Source organism: Catenovulum sp. SX2, from assembly GCF_052056295.1.
In the GTDB taxonomy this organism is placed as follows: Bacteria; Pseudomonadota; Gammaproteobacteria; order Enterobacterales; family Alteromonadaceae; genus Catenovulum.
This window is the reverse complement of the sequence record NZ_CP182493.1, coordinates 1,991,598-2,010,851: the sequence shown is the minus strand read 5'-3', so window position 1 is coordinate 2,010,851 and position 19,254 is coordinate 1,991,598. Positions and strand designations below refer to the sequence as shown.

Annotated in this window: 10 protein-coding genes; 8 read left to right on the top strand and 2 right to left on the bottom strand. The window is 41.2% G+C overall.

Translation table 11 applies throughout. From position 1 onward, the window contains the following. Window position 1 precedes the first annotated feature (1 nt). Window positions 2–6,817, bottom strand: coding sequence for a starch-binding protein (locus ACMZOO_RS08410; RefSeq protein ID WP_440906239.1), 6,816 nt, complete (start codon window positions 6,815–6,817; stop codon window positions 2–4). A gap of 775 nt (window positions 6,818–7,592) precedes the next feature. Between ACMZOO_RS08410 and ACMZOO_RS08405 the strand changes: the two genes are divergently transcribed. The 7 genes from ACMZOO_RS08405 to ACMZOO_RS08375 all read left to right on the top strand — a co-directional run bounded on the left by ACMZOO_RS08405 (window position 7,593) and on the right by ACMZOO_RS08375 (window position 15,942). Further along, window positions 7,593–8,765 (top strand): 3-dehydroquinate synthase, encoded by a 1,173-nt coding sequence (locus ACMZOO_RS08405; protein ID WP_440906237.1) that lies wholly within the window; start codon window positions 7,593–7,595, stop codon window positions 8,763–8,765. Window position 8,766: 1 nt separating this feature from the next. After that, window positions 8,767–9,663, top strand: coding sequence for a UbiA family prenyltransferase (locus tag ACMZOO_RS08400; RefSeq protein ID WP_440906236.1), 897 nt, complete (start codon window positions 8,767–8,769; stop codon window positions 9,661–9,663). Between the two features lie 12 nt (window positions 9,664–9,675). Continuing rightward, complete coding sequence (locus ACMZOO_RS08395; RefSeq protein WP_440906235.1) at window positions 9,676–10,467, top strand: EboA domain-containing protein; 792 nt, start codon at window positions 9,676–9,678, stop codon at window positions 10,465–10,467. A gap of 3 nt (window positions 10,468–10,470) precedes the next feature. Continuing rightward, on the top strand, window positions 10,471–11,364 hold the full coding sequence (locus ACMZOO_RS08390) for a TatD family hydrolase (RefSeq protein ID WP_440906234.1): 894 nt from the start codon (window positions 10,471–10,473) through the stop codon (window positions 11,362–11,364). Window positions 11,365–11,380: 16 nt separating this feature from the next. Beyond that, entirely contained in the window at window positions 11,381–12,616 is a 1,236-nt protein-coding gene (gene eboE / locus ACMZOO_RS08385; protein ID WP_440906233.1) for a metabolite traffic protein EboE, read from the top strand. Window positions 12,617–12,848: 232 nt separating this feature from the next. Next, window positions 12,849–14,237, top strand: coding sequence for an alkaline phosphatase family protein (locus ACMZOO_RS08380; RefSeq protein WP_440906232.1), 1,389 nt, complete (start codon window positions 12,849–12,851; stop codon window positions 14,235–14,237). A 22-nt stretch (window positions 14,238–14,259) separates the two neighbouring features. Beyond that, complete coding sequence (locus ACMZOO_RS08375) at window positions 14,260–15,942, top strand: hypothetical protein (RefSeq protein ID WP_440906231.1); 1,683 nt, start codon at window positions 14,260–14,262, stop codon at window positions 15,940–15,942. 22 nt (window positions 15,943–15,964) lie between these two features. On the opposite strand, the gene ACMZOO_RS08370 is transcribed toward ACMZOO_RS08375, so the two are convergent. Further along, window positions 15,965–16,918: an SRPBCC family protein gene (locus tag ACMZOO_RS08370; protein WP_440906230.1), complete on the bottom strand. Its 954-nt coding sequence runs from the start codon at window positions 16,916–16,918 to the stop codon at window positions 15,965–15,967. 235 nt (window positions 16,919–17,153) lie between these two features. Here ACMZOO_RS08370 and ACMZOO_RS08365 point away from each other — a divergent pair, with 235 nt between their 5' ends. Further along, window positions 17,154–19,253: a TonB-dependent receptor gene (locus tag ACMZOO_RS08365; protein ID WP_440906229.1), complete on the top strand. Its 2,100-nt coding sequence runs from the start codon at window positions 17,154–17,156 to the stop codon at window positions 19,251–19,253. Window position 19,254: the final 1 nt, after the last annotated feature.

Genomic DNA, 19,254 nt, shown 5'->3' with positions numbered 1-19,254 from the left:
ATTATTTACGCAGAGTGAAGTTTTTGGTTTGAGTAAATTCAACCATTAAATCTAACAAGTTTGCACTGCTAGACGACTTAAAGTTGTCGCCGTAGGCTTGTAAAGTACAGTTATCGTTAGAGTCTTCGTGTAAACCACGTGAATATCTAAACCATTGACGTGCATAACACGATTTGCCGTGGTCGCTATCTACCACTAACTGAGCTAACTCGTCCATACCTTGATAGTTAACCACTGGCTCACTTGCGGACAAGAAGGTTTCAGCTGAGGTCAAGCTACCAATATAACCCGCTGCGTTAATGGGTTTAATTTCACCAGCATCGGTTGTTTCTGTTGTCACGTATTGACCGTAGGCATTAAAGTTTTCTAAACCAAAACCTATGCCGTCGATAAATTGGTGACACGACTCACAACCGTCTTGTAAATGAGCATGTTCAAAACGTTCACGTACTGTTAGTGTTGGATCTTCTTGAGGTTTTAACTCGGCACCAATTGGTGGCGGTGGGAAGTCCTGACACATTAAGTTTTTACGCACGAATAAACCACGTTTAACTGGATGGGTTTTTTCTGACGCAGATTGAATCGCTAAGATACCTGCATGACCCATAACACCAGCGCGTTCGCCGTTGCTTTCAGCTGGGTCGTAATCGACGCGTTGCCAACCGGTACCACCCGGCCATGTGAAGCCGTAGTGCGTAGCAAGTTGTTCTGTCATATAGCTGTATTTAGCAGTTAAAAGCTCAGAGTATTCACCACCACCAAAGACGATGCGTTTAACAAACTCAATGGTTTCTTGGCGCATATCGGCTTTTAAGCTAGCAGATAAATCTGAGGTTTTTATTTCTCTATCCAAGTTCAACCAACCTGCAATAAAGCGTTCAAAGGCTATTTCAGCTTTAGCGTCTTGCAGCATGATTGCTAGGGTTGACGCAATTTGAGTTGAAGTGCTCAGTTCGCCGTTATCTGCTTTACTCATCAACCAACTATCAGGCGTGGTTGCCCAGTAGGTATATGCTAGTAAAGTCGCGACTTCGTAATCAGTTAGTTCGAAATAACCGTCGGTATTTACTTCACCTACTTCCGAGCGATACAACATAGCAGGTGATGATAAAATAGTGCTTAACAGCGCTAATTGACCTTGGTCGTTGTACACACCCGTCAATGAAGTTTTTTCCGTTGCAGTTAATGGACGTCTAAATGCTCGTTTAGCAAAATCATCTAAGAAACAGCTAATATTGTTACAGCCAGAAGTTAGGCTGTACATATCTGCCACCATAGACGCTGCTGCTTCAGCTGCTAAGACATAACCTTTAGCGTAATCATTAGTAAAGACAGTGTTGGCATTGGTTTTAAAGCCATTTGCTGGAATATCTGCCGGAACATTACCTGAGGTTACATCAATATCTGTTGTTAAACCTAGTAAGTCACGTACCGAGTTGTTGTATTCCAAGGTAGACAATAAACGATAACTTCTGTCTTGTGGCACTACGTCGTCCAAATCATCCAAATTACAAGTATTCGATGGCGCAGTGAAAGCTTCGTCTAAAATCATAGCGGCTGTAGAACTTGCACATTCACCAGTACATAAGCTTGCATTACCAATTGGCATATTAGTTTCAATGTAACTGGTCAATTCTGCTAACGTATATTGACTGCTTAAACCTAACAGCTGTGGTGAACCTGTACCATCTGCACCATGACAACCAGTACAGCCTTGGTTGTTGTAATAATTACGGCCAACTAAATGTTCATCCGTTGCAGGGCCAAATACCGCAAGTAGGGTAAAGGACAGTGCATCAGCGATAACAATTTGAGTATTTTCAGCTTTAGCATCGACTAAGTATGCTGCACCTGAGCCTTCCCACTGTTTAAACTCTAAGCCTGTACCAGCAGGGTTTGCTGTTACATCTAGAACAGTTCCAACAGGGAATAATTTGCCAGTTAAATCGGCACTGCCTGATAAGGTAATAACACCATTACCAATTTGGATTTGCGTACCAGCTTCGCTACCGTCACCTGTTGGCGCTTGTGCTAACCAGCCTTGGTCGTAATAGCTTGGGTTGGCAATATTTACTGTTAAGTCTGCAGTTTTGTTTGCACCTGCATTGTTAAAGATAATATTGATATCCCCATTGCTATTTGCCCAGTTAACTGGCACTAAAACCTTACGCCATTTTCCACCTAAATTGTCCGCAGTTTGCGTAATTGCAGAGCCAGGCCAAGCAGCTGGGCGTGTGGTTATTTCATTGTTCCAAATATACGCTGTTGGGTTAGCCCAATTGGCAGGTGTATTGAAGTAGATGTATTGAGCAACACCTAAGTTTTCAACTTGAATATTTGTGCTGATACCTTGGTTGGTTACTGTGATAGTAGTAACGCCCGCCGTAGAACCCGCACTTAATAAACCTGAGTTAGAAACAGATACAATATTGCTATTTGCGCTTGTCCAGCTTGAGCTTAATGTTGCCGAAACTGTTTCGTCACCCGCTGTTGCTACTGCAACTAATTGGCGTGATTCGCCGCTAATTAACTGCACAGTTGCTGGTGCAACTATAGTTAAACCATCAATTGGTGCAGGATCTTGCGTTTGTGCGCTGGCACTAGCAGCGGCAGAGTCAACCGATGCACCTTTAGCCACAACTTGGTAATAATATAAAGTTGAAGGTGCTAAACCTGAGTCTGTCATGCCTGTTGTATTCGCAGCGAGCGTTGACACTAGCGTGAAAGGACCTGTTGCTGAGGTTGCACGGCTAACTTGGTAATTCACTTCATCAGTTGCGACATCTGTCCAGCTTAAGCTGATGCTAGTGTCTGATGCTGCTACTGCGGTTAAATCAGTTGGTGCATCAGGACCTGTTGCTACAGTAATAACAATATTGCCACTGTAACCACCACTGCTGGCCGTAATAGTCGCAGAGCCACTGTTCACACCTTGTACAGTCGCTTGGCCGCTTGTTCCAGAAACAGTCACAACCGAAGTATCACTGCTTGACCAAGTTACACCTGCAGTTGGTGCCACTTCAAAACCATTGTCGTATAAAGCCATGGCTGAAACACTTGTACTTGCGCCAATGCCTACAGAGCTATTTGTCGCTGTTACTTGCATTGCCGTTTGGCTTGCGCCAACACCGTCAATCCAATCTGCAATTAATTTGCTTGCTAAAGGATTAGTAATTAAACTGCCTTTCGGCATACGGTTAGCATCGTCGGTTTGGTAGTTGTAGATAATACTGGCTGAATGATCGAACGGTAACATGCGGTAAACCGCACCACGCTTGATGTTCATAATCTCCATATCTTTTAGGTCAGTTTCATAGTTCATATCCATAAAACCACCACCATGACAGTGAGAACAGTTAGTATCTAAGTATGCACGAGCACGCTCATCAACCGATTTATTGGTGTCTGTTGGATCTGGTAATTCAGCTAAGTTAGCTGCAAAACCAATGTTTTGATCAAAGATACCGACTTGATTAAAGCTGTCTAGCTGATTAGCTACTACACCTTGGTAATCAAAATCTTTGTTCAATTGTTTTGTATCAATTGAAATAGGATCTTTACTACCTGTACCTGTGTGACAAGACGAACATTCAGCGCCAGAGCGCACTCTGTGTTGGACTAAGCTTGGCGCTTGGTCGTAGAATTGTTCAACCGTTTCTTCAAATGCTTGGTTGACCAAATCAGCATCTGTCGCTTGAGCATTCCAGTAATAGTTTGCCGCAGCCCAGTTGCCAGAGTTTTGGCGGAACAATACTGAGGTTTGATAAGGCACAGAATCAGTCGCATTAATAGGGCGTGCTAAGTGTTTAACTAATACTGAACCTGCAGGTAAATCCCACACGTTATTGGCATCAAAGTTAATGGTTTCGCCATTTGGTACAGCAATAAAGTGGCGTGTGATTAAACCGTCAAACCAACCGTCAGAATTAACATCGTACTCAATCACACCATGTACAGGTGTTAAGTTTGTTAAGTCAGCAAATAAACCTGTTGCAGATAAGGTTGCAGGAATAACTGCCGCTTGCACATCACTATCAACCATGCGGTAGATAGAAGATAAACCGCCGTATTCTTCACCATGTGAGCTGATAAATACTTCTTCACCGCTAACATCTGTGCCGAATGACGAAATATTACTTGGGAAAGCATTACTGACTAATACGTCTGTGTCGCCTTCGGTCGCAGACCAGATTTTTTTACTGACATAATCGCCGTAAATAAAGCGACCGGTTAAACCCGGCAATTGGCTACCGCGGTAAACAAAACCACCGATAATAGCAACTGAACCTGTATTGTGATCATAACCACCTGTTGGGCCGGTTAAATCATTAGTACAGTCGCGGCTGAAGTTAGCATCACCACCGTCGTTGCCTCTGTGGGTATTACCTTCACAGATAGGCCAACCATAGTTGTTGCCCGCTTGAATAATGTTTACTTCTTCAAAACCTTGTTGGCCGATCTCAGTTTCCCATAAGGTGTAAGGCAATACAGTATCAAAGGCCCAACGCCAAGGGTTACGATGGCCGTAAGACCAAATTTCATCTCGTACATTCGGGTCATTGACAAATGGGTTGTCAGCTGGAATGTCGTAGTACAAGCCTTGTGCATTTGGTGTATCACGCATTATGATGCGGATAAATGAACCGCGCAGGTTATCCGTTTCTTGTGAGCTATTGTTGGTACGCGGATCTGGCTGAGTTGGCGTGATCGCCGTATCGCCATAAGCACCGTCACCAATACTTAAGAAAAATTCACCAGTCGACGGATGAAACTGCATCATACCGCCTTTATGATCTGGCCCTGGTTGAGGGATACGTAAAATTTCTACTCTATCGCTGGCTGCTGTTGGCAAGGTTGTATCGTTTAAGGTGATACGCTCAAGCACTGCATCGCCAAATACGCCATTATCACTTTCGTTATCGTTGTCGCCTTCAATGTAGAAAATATAGGCGTAACCGTTTGTCGCGAAATTTGGATGGAAAGCGACTGATAACAAACCCTGTTCGTGGTAGTTGCGCACTTCGCCTGTGATATCCAATAGGGTGGTAACTTGTGCTTGCGTTACGTTAGGGTCATTGGCAAAAACGGATAATGTACCTTTTTTGTCTACTACGTAGATAAGATCATTTACCCCGTCATTGGTTACATGCACAGGTGATGCAAAATAGCCATCTAATGCAGGGAATGCTGATTCATAGGTATAGTTACCAGATGAAACACTGCCCGACAGTGGGAAGTTAAGCGGTTTAAGTAATTGTGGACGCTCAGGCAATGCTTGAGTTGCTGCAACTACTTCTAATGCAAAGGTATCTGTTTCACCGCTAGCTAGAGTCATAGTCACAGTGTATGTACCTTGAACTGTTAGTTCAGGTGTGACCACAGACTCGCCCATTAATGAACCAGACCAAGCATCACTTTGCCAAGTTGTTGCGGCTAAATCGCCATTGCCAGCAACCACAGTTAAAGCTATTTGGCTGTTTTGATTGGCTTTTCTATCAGGTCCTGCATCAGCTGATGCTTGAGTTGGAATACCACAAGCTGTCGCTGTCATCCAAACACCATTGTTGTAACACAGGTTATCGCCAGTAAAATCTAAATCGGCTGTTTGGTTTGCGCCATTGTCAGTAAAGATAACTTTGCCTGAAACAACATCTTCAGGAATATCTAAAAACCATGCGTTAAATCCACCGAATTCTGCTAATGCATGACCTGGCCAGTTTGAATTTGGCCAACTTGCAGCAGGCACAAAATCCCAAGTATGCGCGGTTGGTGCGGCAAAGTTATTATTATTGATGTAATAAATTGCTTTGCCTTGTGGATAATTATAGACAGGATCTGGCCCTGGCCCTGTACCGACATTTAATCCACAAGATTGCAATGTAGTCCATTGATTGTTTTGATAACAAACATTTGGCCAAGTTGCGGCTAAATCAGCCGTTTGGTTTGCACCATTGTCGTTAAAAATAACACTGATTGAAGTTAAATCAGCTTCTGTGTCGTAACAATAAACATTACCTGTGGCTGTTAATGCTTCGCCTGGCCAGTCTAAATTGGCAAATGCACCTTGTGGTTGTCCATTCCATAAATATACGGTTGGATTGGTAAAGTTTGCGGCATTGTCATAACAGATGGTACTTGCCGTGACTGTAGGTGCGTTGCTGGTATCAATTACAGTCACAACCACAGAGTCGGTGGCTGTTGCACCTTGATCATCCGTTACTGTTAGGGTGATAGTAAAAGTACCTTCGCTGTTAAACGTGGTTGTTGGAGACACACCGGTTGAACCATTGTCCCATTGGTAACTAACAATATTCCCGTCAGCGTCACTCGAGTTACTGCCATCTAAAATGACTGAATCACCTAAATTTACCGTAACATCTGCGCCTGCATTGGCTACCGGTGGCTGATTAACTGAAATCAATCCACAATCGGCCAGTGTTTGCCATTGGTTGTTTTGATAACAAGTTGTGGCGCCAGGCATGTTTAAATCGGCAGTTTGTGGGTTGCCGTTGTCATTAAAAATTACGTTTAGTGAATTAACCGCCACGCCTGGATCGTAACAATAAAAACTGCCCTCTTGGGTCATATCTTGACCTGGCCAGTTAGTATTTACGATTGCTCCAGCTGGGGCTGAATTCCACATATAAATTTTAGGGTTGTTGTAACCATTGTTATTATCATAACAAATGGATGTTTCTGTTACCGCGGCTTGGGTTTCAAAACTGAGTGTACAACTCATAACTGAAACACTTAACACTGGCAACAGATAGTAATGCAAGGCGTGTTTAACTCGCCCAGTATCCTTTGTTGTGTGCATATATCCACCTCATTTTATGTGTAAGTTCCCTTGTATTAGGGCCGTGACTTCGGATCTTCCGTGGGTGTCCGTAGCTGAACAAAGCGTCTTTTTGTTCAAATAGGCGCACTGTTCATCACAAAAATTAACACAGCAAAATAGTTGGATCTATGTAACCAGAGTGTAACAAAAAGCTTCGAACTGGGGTTCTGGTTAACCTGTTGTTTACATGTTGACAAAGTGAATTTATTTACTCTTATGTGTGTTCTGTCTTTTTGAACTGTATACAGCTGTTGTGTTGGAATTGAGTTATTTTTATATAAATCATTAAGTTAAATCGTATTTTGTTCGTGTTCTTGCTCGTTTTGCTAAATCAAATTTATAACTAAATGTATCTTTTTTGTTTAAGTGAATTGTCCAACTGGAATATACACTTGGCTGAAAAAGGCGTTTTTTGGCACTCTATGGCTTGGCTGAATAGCGTGTATGAAATTTGCTTTTTGAGGTGGTCAATTTGCTATTACGATTGACATATGTCGATATTTTTGTTTTTATTTCTTTTAAAATCAAAAGGATATGATTTGTTGTTGTCTGTGTGTAAATTGTTGTTTTATGCGCTAATTTTCTTTGCATACGTATTCATTAGTCTAATTTTATGAATACGTATTCATAAGTTGCAGAGCATTGACAAGTTTTTAATCCAAGCTAAAAAGCCGTATAGTTAACCTTGCGTTAACATTTGTTTGGCGCGCTTGCACACACAAAATTGTTCCACAAACTAGATAGCGGGGTCTGTATGGCAGATTTGTACCCAACACAGCATAAAATAATTCAGCAGAGTTTTACTGTGCAGTATCAATATCCAGTGATGTTTTTACGCAATAGTTTTGCATTGGATAATTCAGCATTAGCTGAGCTGATTGATAATCAAGACGAGCAGCCGAAAATACTCCCTGTTATCGATGGCCAAGTGGTGGCGAAACAACCACAACTTATCTCACAAATATACAGCTACATGCAGCAGCACGGGTTAAATTGTTTACCTGCCATTCAAATTGCTGGTGGTGAAGCTTGTAAAAACGATACGCAAGTTTTAGATACAATTTATTCTGCGGTCGAAAAATTTGCCATCGATCGACATTCATACATTTTAGTTATTGGTGGTGGTGCAGTAATCGACGCGGTTGGTTATGCAGCTGCAACAGCGCATCGCGGTATTCGTTTAATTAGAATGCCAACCACAGTGCTTGCACAAAACGATGCAGCAGTTGGCGTTAAAAACGCCATTAACTACCACAAACGCAAAAATTATTTAGGCACATTTGTCCCGCCATTTGCTGTGATTAACGATCATGATTTGCTTGATACCTTAGAAGCACGCGACAAACGTGCTGGCATAGCTGAAGCGATTAAAGTTGCTTTGATTAAAGATCGCGCCTTTTTCTACGAGTTATATAGCGACAAAGATGCTCTGGCTAAATTTGAGCAAACTGCGATGGAAAGCATGATTTATAAAGGTGCTCAGTGGCATTTGCACCATATCGCGACCAGTGGTGATGCATTTGAATTTGGCTCGGCGCGTCCACTTGATTTTGGCCATTGGTCAGCGCATAAATTAGAAGAAATTTCCAACAACAGTTTACGCCATGGTGAAGCCGTCGCTATAGGTATCGCGCTGGATAGTATTTATTCACACTTGATGGGTTATATTCAACAAAACGAACTTGCACAAATTTTAATTCTGTTAGAAACGCTCGGGTTTGAATTAACTCACCCAGCTATTTATCAACTCGATGTAAAACAAGCATTAAATGAGTTTAAAGAGCATTTAGGTGGCCGCTTGTGTATTACTTTGTTATCACAAATTGGTTGTGGTTTTGAAGCTAGAGAAATTGATATTGCTGTGATGCAAGATGCGATTCAGGCGTTGCAGTTGCAAGAATACCTAAATTGGACGGAAGTCGCATAATTTGAAAGCATATTTACAGTTAATTCGTGCGCCAAATGGCATCACTGCGATAACAAATATTGTTGCGGCGGCTGCTATTGTTAGTGGTGGGCAGTTGACTTGGCAATTGTTGTATTTGGTTATTGCTAGCATGTGTTTTTATTATGCGGGCATGGCGCTAAACGATTGTTTAGATTTTTCAGAAGACGCGCAAGAGCGACCGTTTCGCCCGCTGCCAAGTGGGCAAATTAGCTTAGCCTCAGCGCAAATGCTGGTGGCCGTATTGTTTTGTATAGCGCTAGGCGCTTGTTATTTATTTAACCCAAACAATTTAACCAGTTTAGTGTTAGGCGTGTGTTTAACTTTAAGCATAGTTTTATATAACGGCGTATTTAAACAAGGGTTGTTAGGGGCCTTTACTATGGCCAGTTGCCGTTTGTTTAACTGGTTGTTGGGAGCAAGTTTTGTCACTGTTACCACTGCGCAACTTGATATTTTCTTTGCGCTGTTAATTGCTAGCCCCATCTTCTTTTATATCAGCGCTGTGACTTTTTTAAGTAAACAAGAAACCCATGCAAGCAATAAAAACACCTTGCTGGTGGTTGAGCTATTATTGGCTTTAGCCTATTTGCCACTGGTTTATTTACACTGGTCGGTATTTCAATTATCCGGTTGGTCAAGCTTAGTTTCATGGTTGTTATTAACAGTTGCAGCGTTATTTTTATTGCAGCGTTTTGTCTTGTTAACCACTAACTTTACGCCCAAACAAATTCAATTGACGATTAAATGGATGATAATCGCAGTCATCCCATTTGATGCTATGCTTGTAGCTATGGCAGGGCATTATGCAATTGCACTTATGTTGCTGGTTTTACTGTTGCCATGCCGCTTTTTAGCGCAAAAACTTTATATGACCTAATGGGTGGTTAACATGCAATCACAACAAATTGTCCAACTGCAACAATGGGTTGACCAACATTTATCGACAGCACAAATTGATTGGTTATTATCTGCTAAACAAAAATTAGTTGAGGCTGATCCACAAAAACAAATTGATGAATTATTAACTATATCGGCTGGGGTTAAGCGCTCAGTGCCAGATCAGTCTTTTAATGGAACAGACGAGTTAGTCGCTCGATTTGCTCATTTCGATTTTGCTGAAACCATACGTTTGTTGTTATTAGTACAAGTTGCGCAAACTTGCCCTGACATTGCTTATTTAGTTAAGAGCTATTACCAGTTTGGTGACCAAAGCGAAAAAACAGCTTTGCTCAAAGGCTTAAATTTTATTGACCCAAATGGCCAAGCCTTGGCAACTGCAATCAAAGCAGGCCGTTGTAATGCGACTGTCGAATTTAGCGCGCTTGCACTGCAAAACCCGTATCCAGCCGAATTTTTTCCGGAACTAAACTTTAATCAAATGGTTCTAAAAGCCTTATTTATGGGCTTGGATATCAGTTCAGCAACTAATCTAAACACAAGGCAAAATGCCGAATTATCTAATATGTGTTTTGCTTATGTGATTGAGCAGGCGTTGGCAGATAGGACGCCACCAGCGTCCATTTGGTTAGCCATCCAATTGCATAATTTGAATGACCAGCATCAAGTTGAATTAGAACGTTATACCCAGCATTTTTACCAAAAAGACGCAGGGCATAAACAACAAATAACACAATTACTCGCTAAACATAAACCCGAGTTACTCGCGCAAATTAAAGGATAACAAATGCAGTATTTTGACCCACACATTCATATGCTTTCACGTACAACTGACGATTATCAAAATATGGCTGCTGCAGGTATTGTTGGCGTAATTGAGCCTGCGTTTTGGTTAGGTCAACCGCGCACTCAGTTAGGCTCGTTTGTGGATTATTTTGATACGCTAATTGGCTGGGAGCATTTTCGAGCGTCGCAATTTGGCATCATGCATTTTTGTACTATGGGGTTAAATCCGAAAGAAGCGAATGACGTTGAACTCGCCGAAGGGGTAATGAAGTTATTACCGCGTTACTGCCAAAAAGATAATGTTGTGGGTGTAGGCGAAATTGGTTACGACGATATGACGCCAGAAGAAGATAGATTTTTATCTGAACAGCTAGAGTTAGCTAAGTCGCTTAATTTACCTGTGTTAATTCATACCCCGCACCGCGACAAAGTAAACGGTACCAAACGCACGTTAGATGTGATTAAAGAAAGTGGCATTAACGAAGAAATGGTATTGGTTGACCACTTAAACGAACAAACTTTACCTTTAGTATTAGAAACCGGTTGCTGGCGCGGACACAGTATTTACCCAAATACTAAAATGTCAGAGCCGCGTATGGTTGCTTTGTTGCAACAATATGGCCTAGATAAAATGATAGTAAACAGCGCAGCAGACTGGGGCATTAGTGATCCACTTAAAGTACCAAAAACAGCGCAAGCTATGTTGGAGTCTGGTTTTTCTGAGACTGAAGTTGAGTTAGTTACTTTTAAAAATCCAATTAACTTTTTTGCACAAAGTGGGCGTATTTCATTAGATATGGTGCGCAAAACTGCGATAGATCAAACCAAAACTTTTAATGACAACAGGGTAACTCGCGGGCAAGAGCCTGTGGTTGAGCAAGATCTCAACAAATAACTCGAGCAGTTAAATAATGTCATTCACCCAAGCCAGCTGGCGAGCCAGCGATCTCGCCTATTGCAGTAATGTGCATCCGGGCGAGACTGCCGCGCAGGTGCAAACTAATATTGAAAACTATATTAGCCAAGTGCGCGAGCAACTTGGTTGGCCGGTTATCAGTAGTGGTTTATGGTTATCCGCTAAAGCCGCTGATGAGCTGATTATAAATCCGCAAAAGCTAGCTGAATTTAAACGCACATTAGCTGAGCAGCAATTACAGTTAACCAGTTTAAATGGTTTTCCGTTTGGCGATTTTCATCAAGCTGTTGTGAAACAATCTGTTTATCAACCCACTTGGGCGAGTGAACAAAGACTTGATTATACCTATAAACTAGCCTGTATTTTGGCTGAGTGTTTACCTGAAACAGAACAAGTTGGTGCTATTTCAACCCTGCCTTTGGCATATAAAGCAGAGTGGAATGATGGGCTGAATTATTTAGCCATGCAGAACTTATTGCGTTTGGTTTGTATGCTGCAAAAGCTTGAACAACAAACTGGTAAGTGCATTCAAATTGGTTTGGAAATGGAACCAGACTGTGTATTTGAAAAAACATCTGATCTCGTTGAGTTTTTCACCGAACAATTATTACCGCTAGCTAAGCTGCAAAATATTGCTGCTGAAACTGTATTACGTTATTTGGGCTGTTGTTACGACACTTGCCATCAAGCTGTATTGTTTGAGGATATTCAAAGCTCGCTGACACAAATTACCCAAGCGGGTATTCAACTGGTTAAAGTGCAAGTATCTAATGCGATTAGTGCGGATTTATCAGTGGAAGGCATGGCTGAAAAACTCATAAGCGTTTTTGCCGATAAGAAGTTTTTGCATCAATGCAAAGTTAAACAAGCTGACGGCGAGTTATCGGTGATAGATGATTTGTCTTTGGCTGCACTTAAACAAGCGCAAGCGGATCATTTAAATACAGCAGCTAAACTAGAATGTCGCATTCACTACCATGTGCCGATTCATCTGCAAACAATAGCGCTGTCGGAAACCATTGAAATAGCTACAACCCAGCAGGCGATTATAGCAACATTAAATTTTTTACAAACACACCCGCAGCTTAAACCTAAATTAGAGGTTGAAACCTACACTTGGCTGAATTTTGTTGAAGACAACACATTGTCGAGCGGTGATTTAATTGTAGGTTTAACTCAAGAGCTGGAGTTTTTACAACAACAAATGCAGCGGCTTGGTTTATTAAAATAAGCTGGATTATTGATCTAGCATTTTTGCTCACGGCTCACGGCTCACGGCTCACGACGCAAGATCTTAGACTTAGGGTTCTAACTACTAAGCAGACCCTCGATAGCATGGATGCTATCGCGGAGCCTATAGGGATATATTTACGGCGAGTCTGGGTGTAGTTAGTGCCCTGAGTCTTTTGTAAAGCACGAACCAATGGGTTGATAAATAGATAAATAAATTGGAAAAAACATACATGACAGCCCCACTAATTGTATTAAACGTAGTCGCCCTAAGCCCATATATGTTGGGCGAACATACACCGAACCTAAACAAGCTACTAAAACAAGGCTACGCAGCACAGCCACTGCATGTGCAATTTCCAGCCGTGACTACAACCTCACAAGCTTGTATGTTAACCGGCAAACAACCAAGCGAGCATGGCATAGTTGGCAATGGCTGGTATTTTAAAGACTTAGCCGAAGTAATGTTTTGGAAACAAGCCAATCAATTAGTCCAAGGCGACAAAGTGTACGACCAACTTAAAGTTCAGCAGCCCAACTTTAAAATTTCTAAACTATTTTGGTGGTACAACATGTACGCCAATGTGGATGCTAGTATTACCCCGCGCCCACATTATTTAGCTGATGGTGGCAAAATATTCGACTGTTATTCAACGCCTACAGGGTTACATCAACAAATCGAAAGCAACATAGGCACATTCCCATTTTTTAACTTTTGGGGGCCAAAAGCCGGCATAGGTGCCAGTCGTTGGATAGCACAAGCGGCAGTGGAAGAATTTAAACTGAATAAACCTAACTTACAGCTCGTCTATTTACCGCACTTAGATTATTGCTTACAGAAATTGGGGCCTAATCATCCTGACATTAAAAAAGAAATAGCGGCTATTGACCAAGTGATTGGCGAATTAATGGCGGGTTTAGCTGAGTTTAATCCCAACTATTTAATTGTTTCAGAATACGGCATAACTCAGGTAGACAAAGTTGTCCACATTAACCGTTTATTGCGCAAACAAGGTTGGATAAAAGTACGCGAAACCGCGGGGCAAGAAAACCTCGACTGCGGCGCGAGCCAAGTATTTGCAGTAAGTGATCACCAATGTGCGCATGTTTATCTAAACGACAAAAACCTACTCGCTGAAGTTAAAAGTTTGCTTGAACAAACTGACGGTATAGAACAAGTGTTAGATAAACAGCAACAGGCCGAAATGGGCTTAGCGCATGAGCGCAGCGGTGATTTGGTTGTTATTAGCCAAGCTAATGCTTGGTTTAGTTATTACTTCTGGTTAGATGATAACAAAGCGCCAGATTATGCGCGTACTGTCGATATTCACCGTAAACCTGGCTACGACCCAGTAGAAATGTATATAGATCCAAAAATCAAATTTCCACTATTGGCCGTTGCTAAACGCATCCTTAAGAAAAAGCTCGGTTTTAGAATGTTGATGGATGTTATTCCACTTGATGCAAGTTTAGTTAATGGCAGCCACGGCCGTATAACCGATGATGCCAACCAAGGGGCAATTTTGATTATGCCCGAGTGGTTGCAACAAAAAATCGGCCAACAGCAATACCAAATAACCGATGTGAATCAGCTAATAAAACAAGCTTTAATTACCAAATAAACTAATACAAGGGTTAAAAATAATGAAGGGAATCAGACTGCTAAAGTTGCTGTTTGGCTTATATTTATTGACTATGATGCAAGCGGTTTTTGCTTCGACAATACAACAGCAATTGCACATTCACATCACTTATTTACAAGAAGCTGATAGTTGGCAAGTTGAGTATCAATTGCCATCTGCAGTTGAATCTATTGAGTTTAGGCGACGCAGTAACTTTGATCGCAGTCAAATTTACCAAATCGATCAAGCTAAGTTTGTTTGGCAAAAAGAAGGGGCTGTATTAGGTATTCGTCGTGTCGACGGTAGCAAGTTTGATTCACTCAAGTTAACTTTTAAATCGCACTACAAATTTATTCTAAAAGACTACACGCAAAACATTAAATACACAGATGGCAGTGTAATGTTGTACACAGACCATCTAAGCTTGGCGTCAGATCAGCAAAGTGTATTCCATTTTGATGCGGCGAACCAAAACATCACTTTTTTAGGCAAAACGTACTTTGAGCAAGCTGTCTGGCATTCTAATCTGCAAGATGGCACTTATATTTATGTTGGCAGCCTTAAACCCATTGAAAACCAATATATGTTAGCTATTGTCGACCCTGGTATGCCTGACTGGGTGTGGCAACAAACACAACAAAATTTCCCCAAATTATTTAATTTTTACACGGATAAAACCGGCCAAAAACTCAACTTTAAACCTATTGTTTATTTTAACTATGATCAAACTCAAGGTGACTATGCTAACTACAGTGGTGGTACGCTCGAAGGTTTAGTGCAGTTATCATTGACTGGTAAAAATTGGCAAGATGAAAATAACGATTTGTACAACGCTTTATTTGAGTTTTTAGCCCATGAAGCTGCGCATTTTTGGAATGGGCAAATGTTTAAGTTTGCAGATCACCAACATGCTTGGATGCATGAAGGTGGGGCTGATGCTTTTGCGTATTTGGCGATGGAACATTTTGCTTTGTTAACTTCAGAGCAAGTTAGACAGCTGTTTGAAGATGATGCCAATGAGTGTTTATTAAAAAAAGGTGCTGAAGCCTTAGTGCAATCTAGTGAATTGGGTTTGTATCGAAATTATTATTCTTGTGGTGCTGTTATGGCTTTTGCGAGTCATTTGGCGCTTCAAGCACACGACAACCAACTATCTCTGTTTGACTTATGGCGCGGCATATTCAATAAAAACCTCGCAGATAAAACATACAACCACGAAGACTATTTTGAGGTGTTAACTCAGCTAACTGGCTCGGACAATTTGGCAGCGAAATTGCGCGTATTTAGCCAACAGCCAAACTTGGGCAATCAACAAGCTGTTATTGAGTTGTTTAGGCAAACTAAGGTTAACGCGCTGGTATCAAGCGATTACCCTGACGCAACACGCAAATATTGGGGCGCGAAATCAATCGCGAATTTGATGCGAATGCATTGTAACGGCAGTGTCAGTTATAGCACCTACAATGACTATATTGAATCTTTGCCAATTCGAGGTTGCCAGCAGTTTCAGCAAACAATGGAAATTCGCTTTATTGCGGGCATAGATATATATGCAGACGGCATACAAGCATATCAGTATGCACAGCAGCAATGTGCCAATAAACAAGCTGTTTTGCTGCAAGACAGAAACAAAAACAGCTTGGTTAATATGCCATGTTCTAGCGAAATGAGCGATGTAGTACCGTATTTAAAGTTAGCTCTTTAGCTATAATTTGCGCTAACTGTGGTTACTTCACCGGCGCATAAATCACGGTTTTAAGCTCACTTTCAGCAACCTCTGCGGGTGAGTTTAAATACACTTCGTATTCAGGAATTTTTTTGTTCGCTTTGAGCTTGTTGCTACGGTTTTGCAAATAGCCCATTAAAGTTGCCCAACCATTGGCGAGGTGCAAATAACTGCCTGTATGGGTAACTGCCAATGCATTATGCTCTGGGATATAGGTTTCAACTACATCAGCTGGAAAATTAAAGTCGGGTTTGTTGTGGTAGGCCATAGCGACAATTAGCTGGCTGTGTTTCTTAACAAAATCAAACTTTTCAACTTGGGTGATCACTAAATCAGCTTGTGGAAAACCCGCACTACAGAGTTTTTGAAAAACAGGGCCTACATCGGCAGATACGGTTTCAGTTGAGCCTTTCACCCGATAACCATAACTATAAAAAGCTTGTTGTTGCTGTATACCGTCGATTGATACTTTAGAGCTAACAGCGCCTGTTTCTAGCTGTTCTTTGAGCATTTTTAAACCACGCTCGTAGTCACTGCCAACTAATGCCGACATTAGTTTTTTCCAGAAAAACATAAATATCGGCAAACTGCCTTGCATCAGCCAAGTTAGTTTGCAGCCAGCTTCGCCTGAGGCTAAGGTAATCGGTTCAAAAACAAATTGTGTGGTTGACTGGCTTTTCCACGGGGCATAAAAAGTTAAGTCGTAATTTAAATATGCATCTTGTTGCAGTGCAGATATTTTAATTTCCCCTTTACCAATTTGTTTACCATCCCAAGCTTGTGCATGACCAAGGCTTGCCGCTTCTCCTTGGCGTGTTATTGGGCAATCTGGCTCTTGAATTAACCATGGGGACCAACAGCTCCAATTGGCAAAATCAGCGACAAAATTAAAAACTTGCTTGACCGGTTTGTTGATCTCAATTGATTTTTCAACGGTAAAAGGTATAGAAAACATAAGCATCCCTACAATTTTGCAAAATTTAGCTTTGAGTATAGTCAAGTTTGTATGATTGTTTAATGAATGTTTGTTAAACTGCGCCGCAACCAAGGGGTGTTGAGGTTTTTAAACTTCAACTGAGAAAAACCCTTAGAACCTGTGCAGGTAATGCTGAATAGGGATGGTGAAAGGACTGCTATTCTCTTATTGGCTTACGTGCGTATCTTCACTTGCATCAATATTTGAGAATTAAATGAAATTTACATTTTCTCCACTAGCCAAAGCATTTATTACTACTGGTTTAGTTGCTAGCCAAATACCATCTTTACACGCTCAACAAACAGAGCAAGAACAAGAAATAGAAGTTATACAGATCCAAGGCGGTTTTCGTACTGCGAGCCTGCACACATCTCCTGTATCTGTCTCGGTAATGGGCGGCGAAACCATTGAGCAACGAGCGGCAAACCACTTGGAAGAAATATTAAATGTTGCTCCTAATATTAATTTTAATGGTGGTAGCAACCGTGCACGCTTTGTACAAATTCGTGGTTTAGGTGCAAGCTCGGAATATGACGCTCCAACTAACTTCCCTGTTGGTTTATATCTTGATGATGTCGACTATAGTCCTATGGGCGGCGCTGCCACTTTGTTTGATACTAAACAAGTTGAAATTTACCGAGGTCCACAAGGTACACGCTTTGGTGCAAACGCACTAGCTGGTTTGATATACATAAAATCTAATGAACCAACGACTTATCAATCAGGTCAACTTAAACTTGGAATGGCCAATTATAATAGCCAAGATATCGGCATAGCCTATTCGAATGGATTAACTAACAATTGGTTATATAGAGTTGCGGCTTACCGTCATTTCTCCGATGGTTTTATGGAAAATGTCTATTTAGATAGACGTGATACCAATGATCGTAACGAACTGAGTTTACGCGGTAAATTACGCTATGATAATCAGGATGACGTGTTATGGGATTTAACTCTGTCACACATTGATATCGACAATGGTTACGATGCGTTTAGCTTAGACAATAATCGTAATACTTTATCTGACCAGCCTGGCCGAGATACACAAAAATCTTCTAGCATTAGTAGTAACTTGGGTTATCAATTAACCACAGGTATTAAACTTAGTGCCATAGCAAGTTTGGTCGAAAGTGATACGGCTTATGGTTACGATGAAGACTGGTCTTATGTTGGAATTGCACCAGGTTGGGAATATTCATCAACAGATAATTATTTACATGACAAATCTAATCAATCAATTGAATTGAGATTAAACTCAAATGATCAAGGCCGTATTTTTAGTAACTCGACTGAATGGGTTGCCGGTATATATGCGCAAAACGCATCGGACGATTTGATCCGTGAATCAACATGGTTAGCTGAAAATTTCACTTCAGAGTTTGACAACAATAAGCGAGCAATATTCGCTCAGTTAGACAGCCGTATTGGTGAAAACTGGCAACTTAGCCTTGGTGCTAGATACGAAGCGCATGATTTTAGTTATGCAAATAATGTCGGTGTCGACGTAAGTAAAACCTATAATATGTTTGGTGGTAAATTCGTAGTTGGATACAAACCTAGTGATTCAGCCTATTATTATGCGTCTGTAAATCGTGGCTATATGGCTGGTGGTGGTAATATAGATGGTGATTTCCCTGAAGAGCAGCGCTTTTTTAAACCAGAATATTTAACTAACTATGAGCTTGGCTATAAATATCAATTAGATGGTTTGTCGTATGCGGTAACGGCTTTTTATATGGATAGAAAAGATGTACAGCTTACGCGCTATATAGTGGACGAACGCAATGATGCTGGTGATGGTTTTACCCCGTTAATTTCTAACGCGGACACTGGTTATTCACAAGGTATCGAATTTGAATTAGATTATTTAATAACAGACGATACGAGCATTTATGCAAGTTTTGGTTGGTTAAAAGCAACCTTTGAGCGCCAGCGTTTGAATGACGATGAATCTGAAATTGTTATTGATACGCGTGAATTATCGCAAGCACCAAGCTATACCTATTTAGCAGGCTTTGTGCATACAGTATCAAGTGATTTGTGGTTCAGTGCCGAAGTTGAAGGCAAAGACGACTTTTATTTTTCAGACGATACCGAAACTCGCTCGGATAAAACCCATGTGGTGAATGCTGCCATAAACTACCAAGCAGGCGATTGGTTATTTAAATTATGGGCACGAAACTTATTAGACAAAACTTATCCAATTCAAGGTTTCTATTTTGGTAATGATCCGCGTGACGAATATACAGCTAAAAATTGGTATCAATATGCTGAGCCGCGTCGTTTTGGTGTAACTGCTGAATTATCGTTTTAAG